Source organism: Pseudomonas sp. IB20 (assembly GCF_009707325.1).
Taxonomy (GTDB): domain Bacteria; phylum Pseudomonadota; class Gammaproteobacteria; order Pseudomonadales; family Pseudomonadaceae; genus Aquipseudomonas.
Genome location: NZ_CP046103.1, coordinates 2,146,840 through 2,161,346 on the forward strand (window position 1 = coordinate 2,146,840; position 14,507 = coordinate 2,161,346).

The 14,507-nt window shown below is 60.3% G+C and carries 14 protein-coding genes; 11 read left to right on the forward strand and 3 right to left on the reverse strand.

Annotated features, from left to right (window positions below):
• Window positions 1–263 precede the first annotated feature (263 nt).
• From rpiB to GJU48_RS10065, 3 genes are all read left to right on the forward strand, one after another.
• Window positions 264–725 carry a ribose 5-phosphate isomerase B gene (gene rpiB, locus GJU48_RS10055; protein WP_094951640.1) on the forward strand — a complete coding sequence of 154 codons (462 nt, stop codon included), beginning with the start codon at window positions 264–266 and terminating at the stop codon, window positions 723–725.
• Window positions 726–788: 63 nt separating this feature from the next.
• Complete coding sequence (locus tag GJU48_RS10060; protein ID WP_094951639.1) at window positions 789–1,769, forward strand: sugar-binding transcriptional regulator; 981 nt, start codon at window positions 789–791, stop codon at window positions 1,767–1,769.
• Window positions 1,770–2,161: 392 nt separating this feature from the next.
• Window positions 2,162–3,727: a TerC family protein gene (locus GJU48_RS10065; RefSeq protein ID WP_094951638.1), complete on the forward strand. Its 1,566-nt coding sequence runs from the start codon at window positions 2,162–2,164 to the stop codon at window positions 3,725–3,727.
• 346 nt (window positions 3,728–4,073) lie between these two features.
• Here the strand turns inward: GJU48_RS10065 and GJU48_RS10070 are convergent, their stop codons facing one another.
• Window positions 4,074–4,322: a hypothetical protein gene (locus tag GJU48_RS10070; protein WP_094951636.1), complete on the reverse strand. Its 249-nt coding sequence runs from the start codon at window positions 4,320–4,322 to the stop codon at window positions 4,074–4,076.
• A gap of 318 nt (window positions 4,323–4,640) precedes the next feature.
• Here GJU48_RS10070 and GJU48_RS10075 point away from each other — a divergent pair, with 318 nt between their 5' ends.
• From GJU48_RS10075 to GJU48_RS10110, 8 genes are all read left to right on the forward strand, one after another.
• A complete protein-coding gene (locus tag GJU48_RS10075) occupies window positions 4,641–5,489 on the forward strand; it encodes a transporter substrate-binding domain-containing protein (protein ID WP_094951635.1) in 849 nt (282 codons plus the stop codon).
• Between the two features lie 51 nt (window positions 5,490–5,540).
• Window positions 5,541–6,203, forward strand: coding sequence for an amino acid ABC transporter permease (locus GJU48_RS10080; protein ID WP_028616418.1), 663 nt, complete (start codon window positions 5,541–5,543; stop codon window positions 6,201–6,203).
• 11 nt (window positions 6,204–6,214) lie between these two features.
• On the forward strand, window positions 6,215–6,877 hold the full coding sequence (locus tag GJU48_RS10085; protein WP_094951634.1) for an amino acid ABC transporter permease: 663 nt from the start codon (window positions 6,215–6,217) through the stop codon (window positions 6,875–6,877).
• A complete protein-coding gene (locus tag GJU48_RS10090) occupies window positions 6,874–7,656 on the forward strand; it encodes an amino acid ABC transporter ATP-binding protein (RefSeq protein WP_094951633.1) in 783 nt (260 codons plus the stop codon). The genes GJU48_RS10085 and GJU48_RS10090 overlap by 4 nt, the downstream gene beginning before the upstream one ends.
• Window positions 7,657–7,670: 14 nt before the next feature.
• Entirely contained in the window at window positions 7,671–8,060 is a 390-nt protein-coding gene (locus tag GJU48_RS10095; RefSeq protein ID WP_094951632.1) for a RidA family protein, read from the forward strand.
• Between the two features lie 166 nt (window positions 8,061–8,226).
• Entirely contained in the window at window positions 8,227–8,991 is a 765-nt protein-coding gene (locus GJU48_RS10100) for an IclR family transcriptional regulator (RefSeq protein WP_094951630.1), read from the forward strand.
• Window positions 8,992–8,999: 8 nt separating this feature from the next.
• Window positions 9,000–10,208: an amino acid deaminase gene (locus GJU48_RS10105; protein WP_094951629.1), complete on the forward strand. Its 1,209-nt coding sequence runs from the start codon at window positions 9,000–9,002 to the stop codon at window positions 10,206–10,208.
• Between the two features lie 291 nt (window positions 10,209–10,499).
• A complete protein-coding gene (locus tag GJU48_RS10110) occupies window positions 10,500–11,408 on the forward strand; it encodes a sugar kinase (protein ID WP_094951628.1) in 909 nt (302 codons plus the stop codon).
• Between the two features lie 110 nt (window positions 11,409–11,518).
• Here GJU48_RS10110 and GJU48_RS10115 read toward each other — a convergent pair whose 3' ends face one another.
• On the reverse strand, window positions 11,519–11,794 hold the full coding sequence (locus tag GJU48_RS10115; protein WP_003174397.1) for a peptidylprolyl isomerase: 276 nt from the start codon (window positions 11,792–11,794) through the stop codon (window positions 11,519–11,521).
• A 50-nt stretch (window positions 11,795–11,844) separates the two neighbouring features.
• Window positions 11,845–14,382 (reverse strand): PAS domain-containing hybrid sensor histidine kinase/response regulator, encoded by a 2,538-nt coding sequence (locus tag GJU48_RS10120; protein WP_094951627.1) that lies wholly within the window; start codon window positions 14,380–14,382, stop codon window positions 11,845–11,847.
• Window positions 14,383–14,507 lie beyond the last annotated feature (125 nt).

Genomic DNA, 14,507 nt, shown 5'->3' on the forward strand with positions numbered 1-14,507 from the left:
AATTCTTATTAGGTCGCACAGTCATGTTTTGCTGTGATCATATGTGTATCAAATGAAATTCTGATCAGTCAATCTCTTTCACTTAAAAGGTGTAAATCTCATCTGGCGGGGTCTCATCGCCCCTATATAGGGCTTTGACTGCGAGGTCAGTTAAAACTCGCTTGACAGGAAGGGCGGAATACCCGAGAAATGACTGAGCGAAATTTCATTGAGTGATCATATGATCAGTCATAAATACGATTACGGCAGCGGAGCCAGACGCCATGAACACACCATTCCCGGTGGCTATCGGATGCGATGAAGCGGGTTTTGAGCTCAAAGAGCTGTTGAAGCGCCATATCGAGGCGTTGGGTTACCCGGTGACCGACTTCGGCACCCACTCCACCGCGCCGGTGCTGTACCCGGACATCGCCCTGGCGGTGGCCAATGCCATCAATGCCGGGCAGCAGCGCCTGGGCGTGCTGGTGTGTGGCACCGGGATAGGCATGGGTATCTCGGCCAATAAGGTGCTGGGCATTCGGGCTGCGCAGGCGCATGACACGTATTCGGCGGAGCGGGCGCGCAAGAGCAACGATGCGCAGATCCTGTCCATCGGCGCGCGGGTGATCGGCGCAGAGCTGGCCAAAAGCATCGTCACCTCGTTCCTGGCATCGGAGTTCGAGGCGGCGCGTTCCGGGGCCAAGGTGGCGCGCATCAATGCGATCGAGCGTGATGGGCATCAGTAGTGGACGGCGCGGGGTAAGAGTCGGGAGAATGCGCCTTTGACGCCGAAACGGAAGCCCGTCCCCATGAGTGAGAGTACCCAGCGCATCGCCAGCGATATCGATCAGATGACCGAAGTGGCGATGCTCTATTACCTCGAGAACGTCACTCAGGAAGCCATCGCCAAACGCTTCGACCTGTCACGCGCGAAGGTCAGTCGCCTGCTCAAGCGTGCGCGCGATGAAGGGATTGTCGAAGTGCGCGTGTTGCAGCACCCGGCGATGAACAACGAGCTGGAGCGGGCGCTGGTGGAACGCTTCAAGCTCGACCGGGCGTTGATCGCCGTCGACCACAGCGACCCCGACACCCAGCGCTCGGCCGTTGCCAGCCTGGTGGCCAACTACCTGAATAAAACCCTGAGTGACGGCATGATCGTCGCGGTGGGCATGGGGCGTAATGTGGGTGCGGTGGCTGACAACGTGTTTTTGCCGGTGACGCGCAATTGCACATTTGTCTGTGCTATCGGCGGTTCGCTCAAGGCTGGCGAGTACATGAACCCCGACCATATCTGCCGCCGCCTGGCCCTGCGCTTTGGCGGCGAGAGTGAAAGCCTGTACGCCCCGGCACTGGTGGCGAACCCGGAACTGCGTGGGGTGTTGATCAATAACGACACGGTGCGCTCGACCCTGGACCGGGCGCGGCGGGCGGACATTGCGCTGATTGGCATTGGCGATATGAGCGAAAACAGCAACATGGTGCGCATGGGCTGGTTCTCGCCGCAGGAAATCGCCCAGGCGCGGTTGTCCGGTACGGTGGGCGACATGATGGGCTATGACTTTATCGACATTCACGGGCAGCCGGCGGTCAACGCGATTCAAGGGCGGGTGATCGGGTTGACGGTGCAGGAGTTGTTTCGCATCCCGGATGTGGTGGCGATTGCCAGTGAGAACACCAAGGCGGCGGCGACGCTGGGGGCGTTGCGGTCGGGGGTGATTAATACCCTCGCAACCACGGTGACGAATGCGCATACGATTTTGGCGTTGGATGATGCAACGCGTAAAAGCTGATTCAACACCGATTAAAATGTGGGATCGGGCGTGTGTGGGGGCTGGCTTGCCTGCGATAGCATCACCTCGGTCTTGTTGATAGACCGAGTCGCCTGCATCGCGGGCAGGCCCGGCTCCCACAGGTTTCTGTGGGGGTGAGAGGGTTGATTACAGATCTTGTAATAGTTTTATGTTGTGGGGAATTTGGGTTTGGGTTGTAGGATTTGAGTCCTTTTGTCATTTCAGGACTTGCATGAACACCCTCTCGGAGCCTCCCGGTCGTCTTTCCCCAAGACACCCACTGCCGCTGTTTGCGCTAAAGCATCCCGTATTCCGACTGCTAACATTGTCCCGGTCCACTGACCGCGCTTTGCCGTGTCTGGCACTCTGAAATCTATTACGAGACTCTATAAATGGAATGGTTAGCGGATCCAACGGCCTGGCTCGGCCTGTTGACCTTGATTGTGCTGGAACTGGTGCTGGGCATCGACAACTTGGTGTTTATCGCGATCCTGGCGGACAAGTTGCCGCCGGAGCAGCGCGACCGGGCGCGGTTGATCGGTTTGTCCCTGGCGCTGTTGATGCGCCTGGGCTTGCTGGCGAGTATTTCCTGGTTGGTGACGCTGACCCAGCCATTGTTCGAGGTGTTCGACAAGAGCTTCTCCGGCCGTGACCTGATCATGCTGTTCGGTGGTGTGTTCCTGTTGTTCAAGGCCACCATGGAATTGCACGAGCGCCTTGAAGGCCATGTGGCCCAGCGCTCGGGCAATGTGGCGTATGCGATGTTCTGGCCGATCGTGGCGCAGATCGTGGTGCTCGACGCAGTGTTCTCCCTCGACGCGGTGATTACCGCCGTGGGCATGGTCGATGAGCTGGCGGTGATGATGATCGCGGTGATTGTCTCCATCGGCCTGATGATCGTGGCCAGCAAGCCGCTGACCCGCTTCGTCAATGCGCACCCGACGGTGATCATGCTGTGCCTGGGCTTCTTGATGATGATTGGTTTCGCCCTGACTGCCGAAGGCTTGGGCTTCCATATTCCGAAGGGCTACCTGTATGCGGCGATTGGTTTCTCGATTCTGATCGAGGTGTTCAACCAGATTGCCCGTGCCCGTCGCAAGAAGTCGGCGCAAGGCACCTTGCCAGTTCGTCAGCGTACCGCGCATGCGGTGATGCGTTTGCTGGGCGGTCGCAGTCTGGCAGTGGAGGGCATGGATGACGAGGTTGCCGACCTGATGGGCGAGCCGGACGCGACCCAGGGCCCGCTGTTCGACCGACGCGAGCGCGTGATGATCAGCGGCGTGCTGCAATTGGCCGAGCGGCCGATCCGCACCTTGATGACACCACGGGCGCAGGTTGACTGTATCGATCTGGCGGACGATCCCGACACTATTCGCCTGAAACTGATGCATTCGTCCTACTCGCGGCTGCCGTTGATCCGCAATGGTGCCGTTGATGAGCCATTAGGCTTCGTGCATAAGAAGGAACTGCTCAAGGAATACCTGGCCGGCAACGAGCCGAACCTGGAACACCTGGCGCGCCGTGCGATTAACCTGCTGGAGAGTTTTTCGATCCTCAACGCCCTGGAGCAGATGCGCCAGGAATCCACCCACATTGCGTTCGTGATCAACGAATTCGGCGATTTCATGGGCGTGTTGAGCATGACCGACATTCTCGAATCCATCGCCGGTGAATTGCCGGATGCCAGCGAGATTGAAGGGCCGGATATCGTCGAGGAAGGTCAAGGTTTTCGCGCCAATGGCGCCTTGAACCTCAACCAGATTCGCCAGCGCACCGGCTTCAAGGCCGTGGCCACCGACGATTATCAGACCCTCGCAGGTTTAGTGATGAGCCTGCTGGACCGCCTGCCGATGGTCGGCGACAGCCTGGAGCATGAAGGCTGGCGCCTTACCGTGGCGGCGGTGGAGGAGCGGCGAGTTACGCAGGTGTTGTTAATGGCTAGTGCGCCTGCGATTTAAGCCGGTGTGTGCCATGTAGGTGATGCTTGGGGTTGTGCAGGGATGATGTCGGCCGTTTGTGCGTGTTTGCGTAGCGCATAAACGTCCGCATCAGCCGTTTTACCTGGCCCTCGTAGACGCCAAAGCCCTTGAGTTTTTTCCTGCCTCCACCGCGTCCGGGCAGGCAGGACAAGGGAACAGGAACACGGGGTGGTGGGTGCTCAGAACTCTCTGATAGTCCTCGGCATTGGCAATGGTTGCGTTGGTGATCCCCATGGCAGTCTCCTTTTTTGACAGCATTCGTTTCGGCCAACGCTAAGTCGAGAGAGCACCACCGTCTACTGTCAACCTTCACAGGTAGACAGCTTCACGCATCCTCCGCACGCTCCACGCGTTCGCGAGCTTTGCGCGCCTGGCTCGCGCATTTCTTATATTCCTCGTTATCCCGCGACGCCTTTGCCTTGCGGTAACCATGATGGTTCTGGCTGGTGTAGTCCGTGCTGAAGGCCTCCTTGAGCTTGGTCAATTCTTCCTTGCATTCACGCCGATCATTGCTGGCCGAAGCCGTGCCGGCCGCCAAACAGCACAGCAAAACCACACTAAGGCTTAACTTCATCACGCCAGCTAGCATCAGCCAGAGCCCGGCAAAGAAACCCTTTGTGGGATCGGCGCACAGCCCCGCGACGGTGCACGGTAACGCCTCAATGGTGCACCCCATAACCCTGTCACCGCACTGTGTGGCCTTGAGTAGCAAACTGCTCCCACCTGCTGGCCCAGCGCGTTACTCCCCGAAAAATTTATCTACCTGATTTAAAACGAATTAATCCCCGACATGTTTTTCTCCTACAGCGTATGGCACACTTTCTGCTGTCTATTCCGTTGTTACATACCAAGTTCCGGTATAGCGGAATACACAACTCCTGGAGTGCTTGTCATGCATCACCGACCTTCCGTGTTTAAAGCGTGTGTTTTTCTCTTCGCCGCATCGGCTTCCCTCGCAAGCGTTGTGCAAGCGGCGGACAGCAAGCTCGATGATGTGCTCAAGCGTGGGCATCTCATCGTGGGTACAGGCAGTACCAATGCGCCGTGGCACTTCCAGGGAGCGGATGGCAAGTTGCAGGGTTTTGATATCGATATCGGCCGCATCGTGGCCAAGGGTTTGTTCAACGACCCGAGCAAGGTCGAGTTTGTGGTGCAGTCCTCCGACGCGCGTATTCCCAACCTGCTGACCAATAAGGTCGACATGAGTTGCCAGTTCATCACCGTTACCGCCAGCCGTGCGCAGCAGGTGGCCTTTACCTTGCCGTACTACCGCGAAGGCGTGGGCCTGTTGTTGCCGAATAACAGCAAATACAAAGAAATCGAAGACCTGCAGGCGGGCGGCGATGGCGTTACCGTGGCCGTGCTGCAAAACGTCTACGCCGAAGAACTGGTGCACCAGGCACTGCCCAAGGCCAAGGTTGACCAATACGACAGCGTCGACCTGATGTACCAGGCCGTGAACTCCGGCCGCGCCGATGCTGCTGCCACCGACCAATCCTCGGTCAAGTACCTGATGGTGCAGAACCCAGGCCGCTACCGCAGCCCGACCTACGCCTGGAGCCCGCAAACCTATGCGTGCGCGGTCAAGCGTGGCGACCAGGACTGGCTGAACTTCGTCAACACTGCGTTACATGAAGCCATGACCGGCGTGGAGTTCCCCACCTACAAAGCCTCGTTCAAACAGTGGTTCGGTGTGGATTTGCCAGAGCCGGCGATCGGTTTCCCGGTTGAGTTCAAGTAAATCGTAACCCTGGGGCGTCGCTGACGACGCCCCAATCAGGTACTGCCGACCATGAACTATCAGTTGAACTTTGCCGCCGTGTGGCGTGATTTTCCCAGCTTGCTGGCGGGGCTCGGCCTGGGCCTTGAGCTGGCATTGCTGTCGATCGCGATTGGCTGCGTGATCGGCTTGATGATGGCGTTTGCCATGCTGTCCAAGCACCGCGCGTTGCGAATCTTCGCCTCGGTGTATGTGACGGTAGTGCGCAATACGCCGATCCTTGTGCTGATCCTGTTGATCTACTTCGCACTGCCGTCACTGGGCATTCGTCTGGATAAAATCCCATCCTTCATCATTACCCTGTCGTTGTACGCCGGTGCTTACCTGACCGAAGTGTTCCGCGCCGGGCTGTTGAATATTCCCAAGGGCTTGCGTGAAGCCGGCCTGGCGATTGGCTTGGGTGAGTGGCGTATCCGCGCCTACATCACCGTGCCGGTGATGCTGCGCAACGTGCTGCCGGCGCTGTCGAACAACTTCATTTCGCTGTTCAAGGACACCTCGTTGGCCGCTGCGATTGCCGTGCCGGAGCTGACCTATTACGCCCGCAAGATCAACGTCGAAAGCTACCGGGTGATTGAAACCTGGATGGTCACGACCGCGCTCTACGTGGCTGCCTGTTACCTCATTGCCATGCTGCTCCGTTACCTGGAACAGCGTCTGGCGATCCGTCGTTAAGGAGGGTTTCCATGTACGAGTCCCCAAGCGTGTTGCATGAGTTGTGGATCGCCCGGGACACCCTGTGGGCGGGCTTTCAGGCCAGCGTGTATGTGTCTGCGCTGGCAATTATCTTCGGCACGCTGATCGGCATTGTCGCCGGGTTGATCCTGACCTACGGCAAATTCTGGATGCGCGCGCCGTTTCGTCTGTATGTCGATCTGATCCGTGGCACACCGGTGTTTGTACTGGTGTTGGCGTGTTTCTACATGCTGCCGGCGCTCGGTTGGCAGATCACCGCGTTCCAGGCCGGCGCCGTCGGGCTGACGTTGTTCTGCGGCTCCCACGTCTCGGAAATTGTGCGCGGTGCGCTGCAGGCCATTCCCCGTGGGCAACTGGAGGCGGGCAAGGCGATTGGCCTGACGTTCTACCAATCCCTGGGCTACGTGCTGTTGCCTCAAGCGCTGCGCCAGATCCTGCCGACCTGGGTCAATTCCTCCACGGAAATCGTCAAGGCCTCGACCTTGCTCTCGGTGATCGGTGTGGCCGAACTGCTGCTGAGCACCCAGCAAGTGATTGCGCGTACCTTCATGACTCTGGAGTTCTACCTGTTCGCCGGGTTTCTGTTCTTTGTCATCAACTACGCCATCGAGTTATTCGGGCGCTACATTGAAAAACGGGTGGCCTTGCCATGAACCAACCTCAAAAAGAACAACCGCTGCTGAACATTCGCGGCCTGCGTAAACAGTACGGCGAGGTCGAAGTGCTCAAGGGCGTCGACCTGTCCATGCAACGCGGCAACGTGGTGACATTGATCGGCTCCAGCGGCTCGGGCAAGACCACGCTGCTGCGTTGCGTCAACCTGCTGGAAGAATTCCAGGGTGGGCAGATCACCCTGGACGGCGAGTCCATCGGCTACAGTGAGATCGCCGGCAAGCGCGTGCGTCACCCCGAGCGCGTGATCGCCCAGCACCGCGCGATGACCGGCATGGCCTTCCAGCAGTTCAACCTGTTCCCGCACCTGACGGCCTTGCAAAACGTCACCCTCGGCTTGCTCAAGGTCAAGAAGATGGGCAAGGACGAAGCCGTGGCCCTGGCCGAAAAATGGCTGGACCGCGTCGGCCTGCTGGAACGGCGCAACCACTTCCCCGGTCAGTTGTCCGGCGGCCAGCAACAGCGCGTGGCGATTGCCCGTGCGATTGCGATGAACCCAAGCCTGATGCTGTTCGACGAAGTCACCTCCGCCCTCGACCCGGAGTTGGTGGGCGAGGTGCTCAGCGTGATTAAGGGCTTGGCGGAGGAGGGCATGACCATGTTGCTGGTCACCCACGAAATGCGCTTTGCCTATGAAGTATCAGACAAGATCGTATTCATGAACCAGGGCCGTATTGAAGAGCAGGGCAGCGCGAAGGACATCTTCGAGCGCCCGCAATCGCCGCGCCTGGCGGAATTTTTGAAGAACATTCGTTTTTAATCAGGAGCAACTTTATGAGCATTACTCGTTACGGCACCGGCAGCACCGCCGGCGGTGGCCAACCTCGTCCTTTCGCACGTGCAGTGGAAGCGGACGGCTGGCTCTACGTCTCGGGCCAGGTGCCAGCGGTGGACGGTGAAATCATCAGCGGTGGCATCGTCGAACAGACCCGCCAGACCATGCGCAATGTGGTGGCGATCCTCGAAGAGGCCGGCTTTGAACTCAAAGACGTCGTGCGCGTGGGCGTGTGGTTGGAAGACCCACGGGACTTCTGGAGTTTCAACAAAGTCTTCGGCGAATACTTCACCCCAGAACACGCCCCGGCGCGCGCCTGTGTGCAGGCCAACATGATGGTGGACTGCAAGGTTGAGATTGATTGCGTGGCCTACAAGAAAAAAGGCTAAATGCTCGTTCCCACGCTCTGCGTGGGAACGTCGCCCTGGACGCTCTGCGTCCGCTTCTGTGACGCAGAGCGTCAGGTGCCTTGTGCGCGCTATTGTGGCGAGGGAGCAAGCTCCCTCGCCACAGGGTTATCACTAGCTTTTAGACTTTGACCGGACCGAAACTGCCATGACCGAAGACACCATCAAACGCCGCGCCAAAGGCCTGGACCGTGCATTCGACATCCTCGATTTCCTCAAGGAAATCGGCCAGCCCCTGCGCCCGAATGATATCGCCAGCGGCATCGGCAGCCCCAAATCCACGGTCTACGAACTGGTCGCGTCGTTGCTGGAACGGCGCATCCTCGAAACCGTAGGCAAGGACGGTCACGTCTACCTCGGCCGCCAGCTGTACTTCCTTGGCCAGGCGCACCTGCGTCATTTCGACCTGACCCGCGAGGCCGACCATGCCTTGCAGGAAATCGTCAGCCAAACCCACGAAACCGCGCAAATGTGCCTGCTCAACGGGCGCAAATACACGGTGGCGCTGATGCGCGAAGGCGAGCGGCATTTTCGCATCTCGTCGGACATCGGCGAAAACGCGCCAATCCCGTGGACAGCTTCCGGGCGCCTGCTGCTGGGGCACTTGAGCGACCAGCAAATCATCGACCTGATCGACTACGACGATTTCATCCTGCCGGACGGCCAGCGCCTGCCGTTGGAAACCTTCCTGGCGCAAATCCGCCAGGCCACCCTCGATGGGTTCTTCTCCTTCGACAGCGTGGCCGACACCTTTACCCATTGCTTTGCCGCCCCGGTGCGGGACGCGCAGGGCATCAGCATTGCGACCTTGTGCATCGTTGCCCCACGGGCCGACGCGCTTAAAAATTACAACGACTATCGCCGGGTGTTGATCGACAGCGCCAACAACCTGGCCCGTCGCATCAACGAATAGGAGTTTTTATGTCTGCCCTCAATGCCGTTGAAAAAGGCGCCGCCGCCGTTGGCGCTCACTTGGTCCGCGACGTCAGCCTGCCGGCTCTGGTGCTGCATCGCGACGCCCTGGAACACAACATTCGCTGGATGCAGGCATTTGTCAGCAACAGCGGCGCAGAACTCGCACCCCACGGCAAAACCAGCATGATGCCGGCGCTGTTTCAGCGCCAGATTGAGGCGGGCGCCTGGGGCATCACCCTGGCTAACGCGGTGCAAACCCGCGCCGCCTATGCCGGTGGCGTGCGCCGCGTGTTGATGGCCAACCAACTGGTCGGCGCGCCGAACATGGCGTTGATTGCCGACCTGCTGGCCGACAACGATTTCGACTTCCACTGCATGGTCGATCACCCGGACAACGTCGCCGACCTGGGCCTGTTCTTCGCCGCCCGTGGCCTGCGCTTGAACGTGATGATTGAGTACGGCGTGGTCGGTGGCCGTTGCGGTTGCCGCAGCGAGCAGGAGGTGCGCGAGTTGGCCACGGCGATCAAAGCCCAGCCAGCCTTGGCCCTCACCGGCATTGAAGGCTACGAAGGCGTGATCCACGGCGAGCACGCCGTCAGCGGTATCCGCGACTTCGCCGCCAGCCTGGTGCGCCTGGCCGTCGACCTGCAAAACAATGGTTCTTTCGACCTGCCCAAGCCGATCATCACCGCCTCGGGTTCGGCGTGGTACGACCTGATCGCCGAGTCGTTCGAGAGCCAGAACGCCGCCGGCCGTTTCCTCAGCGTGTTGCGCCCGGGCAGTTATGTGGCCCACGACCACGGCATCTACAAAGAGGCGCAATGCTGCGTGCTCGACCGCCGCAGCGACCTCAACGAAGGCCTGCGCCCGGCGCTGGAAATCTGGGCCCACGTGCAATCGATGCCCGAGCCAGGCTTTGCGGTCATCGCCCTGGGCAAACGCGACGTGGCCTACGACGCCGGCTTGCCGGTGCCGCTCAAGCGCTACAAGGCCGGTATCCTGCCGGCTGAAGGCGATGACGTGAGCGCCTGCAAAGTCACCGCAGTGATGGACCAGCACGCGTTCATGACCGTTGCGCCTGGGGTTGAGTTGCGTATTGGCGACATCATTTCCTTCGGCACTTCACACCCGTGCCTGACCTTCGACAAGTGGCAAGTGGGCTGCCTGGTGGATGAGCAGTTGCAGGTGGTTGAGTCATTGCATACCTGCTTCTAAACCGCGTCGCGCCCATCGCAGGCAAGCCAGCTCCCACATTGGAAGTGTGAATACATTTCAAATGTGGGAGCTGGCTTGCCTGCGATGAGGCCTTAACGCCCACCAGAGACATTGGCTACAACTGTGGGAGCGGGCTTGGGCGAGGTGGTTGAGTCATTGCATACCTGCTTCTAAACCGCGTCGCGCCCATCGCAGGCAAGCCAGCTCCCACATTGGAAGTGTGAATACATTTCAAATGTGGGAGCTGGCTTGCCTGCGATGAGGCCTTAACGCCCACCAGAGACATTGGCTATGAACACACAACCGCGCATCGCCCTCATCGGCGAATGCATGATCGAACTCCAACACCGCGCCGATGCAAGCCTGCAACAAAGCTTCGGCGGCGACACCCTGAACGCGGCGGTGTACCTGCGCCGTGAGCTGGGCGATGTCGGCACGGTCGACTACGTCACCGCCCTGGGCGATGACAGCTTTAGCGATGCCATGTGCAAGCACTGGGCCGAAGAAGGCCTGGGCCTGGGCATGGTGCAGCGCCTGCCCGGGCGTTTGCCAGGTTTGTACTGCATCCAGACGGACGCGAACGGTGAACGCAAATTCCTCTACTGGCGCAACGAAGCCGCTGTGCGCGACTGCTTCACCACGCCGGCCGCCGAGCCGATCCTGGCCGCCCTGGCGGATTACGACGTGGTGTATTTCAGCGGCATCACCCTGGCGGTGCTGGGTGAAGTCGGGCGTGCTCGTTTACTGCAAACCCTGATCGAAACCCGCAAGCGCGGTGGCCAGGTGGTGTTCGACAACAACTATCGCCCGCGTTTGTGGGCCAGCGTCGAGGCGGCGCGCGCGGCCTATCACACGGTGTTGGCCGAAGTGGATATCGCCTTGCTGACCGAGGACGACGAGCGTGCGTTGTTTGGCTACGCCGACAGCGAGCAGGTGTTTGCGGCGTACCCGGCGATGGCAGAGGTGGTGCTCAAGCGCGGGGCGCAGGCGTGTTTGATCCGCTGCGCGGGCGAGCGCTTTGCCGTGCCGGCGCTGAAGGTTGAGAAGGTGGTGGACACCACGGCGGCGGGGGATTCGTTCAGTGCGGCGTATTTGGCCAGTCGGCTGAAGGGTGGTTCGCCAGAGGCGGCGGCCTTGGCTGGGCATCGGTTGGCGAGCCGGGTTATCCAGGTGCCCGGAGCACTGATCCCTAAACACTGATCGTTCCCACGCTCCGCGTGGGCATGCAGCCAGGGGCGCTCTGCGTCCCAGAAGCGGACGCGGAGCGTCCGGTGAGGCATTCCCACGCGAAGCGTGGGAACGATCGCTGGTCAGTCGCGGTAAAACACCTGCACCAAGTGGTACCCAAACTTGCTCTTGATCGGCCCATGCACCACTTTCACCGGCTTCTTGAAGATCACCGCATCAATCGCCCCCACCATCTGCCCCGGCCGCACTTCACCCAGGTCACCGCCGCGCTTGCCGGACGGGCAGGTCGAGTACTTTTTGGCCAGCACATCAAACGCTTCGCCCTTGGCAATGCGCTGCTTGAGCTGTTCGGCTTCTTCGCTGGTTTTCACCAGGATGTGACGGGCTTGGGCTTTCATGTTGTTACCTTGCAACGGTCAAACGTAAGGGCGCGCGATTATGCCTGAACTCACTCGTTGACGCTGATCATGCTGCGGATTTTTGTCGCCAGCAAGTCGATGGAAAACGGCTTGGCGACCATGTCCATGCCGTCTTCCAGGAAGCCTTGGCGCTCGGCGGCTTTTTCGGCGTAACCGGTCATGAACAACACGCGCAGGCCGGGCCGATGCTGGCGGGCGATTTCTGCCAGTTGCCGGCCGTTCATGCCCGGCAGGCCGACGTCGGTGACCAGCAAGTCCACGCGCAAATCCGACTCCAGCAACGGCAGCGCCGCGCGTGCGTCGGCTGCCTGGTGCGCGGTGTAGCCCAATTCATCCAGCACGTTGACCACCAACATGCGCACCGCAGGGTCATCCTCGACGACAACCACCGCCTCACCGGCCAGCGCCAGCGGGGCTTCGCTCAGGTGTTGCGGCAGGTTGCTCTCCAAGGCCGTGCCATGCAGGCGCGGCAGGTACAGGCGTACGCAGGTGCCTTGGCCGGGCTCGCTTTGAATGGTCACGTGGCCGCCGGACTGCTGGGCGAAGCCGTAGATCATCGACAGCCCCAGACCGGTGCCCTGGCCGATGGGCTTGGTGGTGAAGAACGGGTCAAACGCCTTGGCCAGAATCTTTGGCGCCATGCCGCTGCCGTTGTCACTCACGCCGAGCATCACGTAATCGCCGGCCTTGACCGGTTCCAGCGTGGTGATGTCGGTGCCGTCCAAGTAACTGTTGGCGGTTTCGATCAACAATTCGCCGCCGTCAGGCATTGCATCACGCGCGTTGATCACCAGGTTGAGCAGGGCGTTTTCGAGCTGGCTGGCATCGGTGTTGACCGGCCAGATATCTTTGCCTAGTTCCACCTTGAGCGCGATGTGTGCGCCCTTGGTGCGCCGGAACAAGTCTTCCAGGGACGCCACCAGCGTGTTTGGGTCGAGCGGGCGCCGGTCCAGCGACTGGCGGCGTGAGAACGCCAGCAGCCGATGGGTGAGGGCGGCCGCGCGGTGGGCAGAGGACACCGCCGCGTCGGTAAACCGGCCGATCTCGTCACTGCGCCCGCCGGCGATATAGCGCTGCATCAGGTCGAGGCTGCCGATAATGCCGGTGAGCATATTGTTGAAGTCATGGGCGATGCCGCCGGTGAGTTGGCCCACCGCTTCCATCTTCTGCGCATGGCGCAGCGCATCTTCGGCACGCTCGCGTTCGAACATCTCGTTTTGCAGGCGCTGGTTGGCCTCGGCCAGCGCCTGGGTGCGCTGGGCCACCCGTTCTTCGAGGTTTTCGTTGAGGTTGCGCAGCGCTTCTTCGGTGAGTTTGCGCTCGGTTTCATCGATGACAAAGATGTAGAAACCGTTCACCGAGCCGTCATTGCTGAAGCGCGGCAGGTACTTCATCAACGCATGGCGCGGCCGACCGTCGTGGTGCGGCGTAACCGTCATGAAGCTGCACGCCTTGCCTCGCAGGGCGGCGGCGATCTTGTCCTCGCGCCCGGCATACAGTTCGTCGCCGATGATTTCGCGGATGCTCTTGCCGTACAACTCCTGCGGAGTCATGCCGTACCATTCCAGGTACGCGCTGTTGTTCAAGCGAAAGCGTTCTTCATGGTCGACGTAGCCGATCAGCACCGGCATGGCGTTGATGATCAGCTGCAGCTCGGTCTGGCTTTGGCGCAGGGCCTGTTCAGTGTGTTTGCGTTCGGTCAGGTCCAGCGCCGCGCCTAAAAAGCGCGCCGGGCGGCCTTGGTGATCCTTGTAGCAACGGCCACGGGCAAACACCCAGCGCACTTGGCCGTCGGCTTGCAACAGGCGGTACTCCTCGGCGTACTCGGTGCCGAAGGTGATGCAGTGCTTGATGCTGCGCGCCACCATGCCACGGTCTTCGGGGTGCACGCCGTGCAGGTAGTCGCTGATCGGCAAGAGGTCAGCATCACTCGGGTCAACGCCGTGCAGGTAGGCGAAGTGGGCGTCGGCGACAAAACGGTCTTCGCCGATGTCCCAATCCCAGGTGCCGACCGCATCGGTCGCCGCGAGTGCCAGTTGCAGGCGTTGCTCGGAGTTGTGCTGGGCCTTGAGGCTGTCTTCGGAGCGCTGTTGCAGCTCCAAGGCTTTGCTGCGGCGTTCGTTGGTTTCGATGGCGGTGACCAGGATGCCGGCGACCGCGCCGCTTTCATCGCGGACCGGGCTGTAAGTGAGGTCGAGCCAGATTTCAGTGTCGCGATGGTGGCGTTGCAGCACGAAACGCTGTTCGCTGAAGCTGCGCACCTGGCCGCTCAGCACCGCGTCGTAGACCGGCGCGGTGAAGCTCGCCAGTTCCGGCCAGGTCTCGTGGGCCGGCTGGCCCATGGCGCCGGGGTGCTTGTTGCCTGCGAGTCGGGCAAAACTGTCGTTGTACAGCTGGGTGAGTTGGCCGCCCCACAGCAGCAGCATCGGCATCGGTGAGTTGACGACGATATCCACCGCTGTGCGCAGGCTTTGTGGCCAATCATTGGCCGCACCGAGGGGGCTTTGCGCCCAGTCCAGCCGTGCAATCAATGCAGCAGCTTCGCTACCGGTGGATGTTGCGTTCATGAAAAAACCCTACGCATAACACTTTGAAAAACCACAAAAGCCGATTATCCCGCGAGTCGGGAACGGCTGACTACCCCTCGAAAAATAGCATGCATTGGGGCTTTGTCTTCAAATGAGTGCTTTTG

Bases quoted from the DNA above. Each gene is read 5' to 3' on its own strand.
- rpiB (WP_094951640.1), top strand. From the start codon at position 264: ATGAACACACCATTCCCGGTGGCTATCGGATGCGATGAAGCGGGTTTT.
- GJU48_RS10060 (WP_094951639.1), top strand. From the start codon at position 789: ATGAGTGAGAGTACCCAGCGCATCGCCAGCGATATCGATCAGATGACC.
- GJU48_RS10065 (WP_094951638.1), top strand. From the start codon at position 2,162: ATGGAATGGTTAGCGGATCCAACGGCCTGGCTCGGCCTGTTGACCTTG.
- GJU48_RS10070 (WP_094951636.1), bottom strand. From the start codon at position 4,322: ATGAAGTTAAGCCTTAGTGTGGTTTTGCTGTGCTGTTTGGCGGCCGGC.
- GJU48_RS10075 (WP_094951635.1), top strand. From the start codon at position 4,641: ATGCATCACCGACCTTCCGTGTTTAAAGCGTGTGTTTTTCTCTTCGCC.
- GJU48_RS10080 (WP_028616418.1), top strand. From the start codon at position 5,541: ATGAACTATCAGTTGAACTTTGCCGCCGTGTGGCGTGATTTTCCCAGC.
- GJU48_RS10085 (WP_094951634.1), top strand. From the start codon at position 6,215: ATGTACGAGTCCCCAAGCGTGTTGCATGAGTTGTGGATCGCCCGGGAC.
- GJU48_RS10090 (WP_094951633.1), top strand. From the start codon at position 6,874: ATGAACCAACCTCAAAAAGAACAACCGCTGCTGAACATTCGCGGCCTG.
- GJU48_RS10095 (WP_094951632.1), top strand. From the start codon at position 7,671: ATGAGCATTACTCGTTACGGCACCGGCAGCACCGCCGGCGGTGGCCAA.
- GJU48_RS10100 (WP_094951630.1), top strand. From the start codon at position 8,227: ATGACCGAAGACACCATCAAACGCCGCGCCAAAGGCCTGGACCGTGCA.
- GJU48_RS10105 (WP_094951629.1), top strand. From the start codon at position 9,000: ATGTCTGCCCTCAATGCCGTTGAAAAAGGCGCCGCCGCCGTTGGCGCT.
- GJU48_RS10110 (WP_094951628.1), top strand. From the start codon at position 10,500: ATGAACACACAACCGCGCATCGCCCTCATCGGCGAATGCATGATCGAA.
- GJU48_RS10115 (WP_003174397.1), bottom strand. From the start codon at position 11,794: ATGAAAGCCCAAGCCCGTCACATCCTGGTGAAAACCAGCGAAGAAGCC.
- GJU48_RS10120 (WP_094951627.1), bottom strand. From the start codon at position 14,382: ATGAACGCAACATCCACCGGTAGCGAAGCTGCTGCATTGATTGCACGG.